Below are 639 nucleotides of genomic sequence, written 5' to 3'. Positions count from 1 at the left end.
ACACCGCGTGGGAGCCCTTCTTCGTTGGATCGCTGACCGACCCGCGCAACGGCACGGAGGAGATCATCACCTCGGACATGTCGAAAGCATGGCCGATCCCGGATGGAGGTCTCGGCACGATCAGCTACGTGCTCGAGATCCTGATGGCGGTCATGGGCACCCGCGACCGCTGGCGGACGATGCCGTGGATGGTCACCTTCTTCGGCATCCTGGTCATTCCGCTCGGCGTGGTCAGCATCTACTTCATCATCAGCCAGCCAATCGTTATCGGCACATGGAGCACCCTGGCGCTGATCGCTGCGCTCGCCATGCTGATCATGATCCCGTTCGCGCTCGACGAGGTGATTGCAATGGGTCAGTTTCTTCTCTGGGCACGCCGGCAAGGCAAACCGCTCATCCGCACCTTCTTCCAAGGTGATGCGATCGAAGCCGGTGGAGAGGACACGTCCGACGCGATGGCCTCGCCAAGCACCTTCTGGGCAGACGCGAAGAAAGGTCTGACCCTGCCATGGACGCTGATTGCGAGCATCGTCATCGGCGTCCTGCTCATGCTCACACGGGTGCTGTTCGGCACGGAAGGCGGTATGGCGAACAGCGATCACGTTGTGGGTGCGCTGGTCATCACGGTCGCGATCATCG

At 61.5% G+C, this 639-nt stretch carries 1 protein-coding gene; it reads left to right on the top strand.

What is annotated here, in order from left to right:
- The coding region (locus AX681_RS01690) for a vitamin K epoxide reductase family protein (RefSeq protein ID WP_331709972.1) at positions 1-639 on the top strand (639 nt) is incomplete at both ends.

Source organism: Sphingomonas sp. CCH9-E2 (assembly GCF_001557215.1).
Classification (GTDB): domain Bacteria; phylum Pseudomonadota; class Alphaproteobacteria; order Sphingomonadales; family Sphingomonadaceae; genus Sphingomonas.
This window is presented reverse-complemented; position numbering and strand designations above follow the sequence as displayed.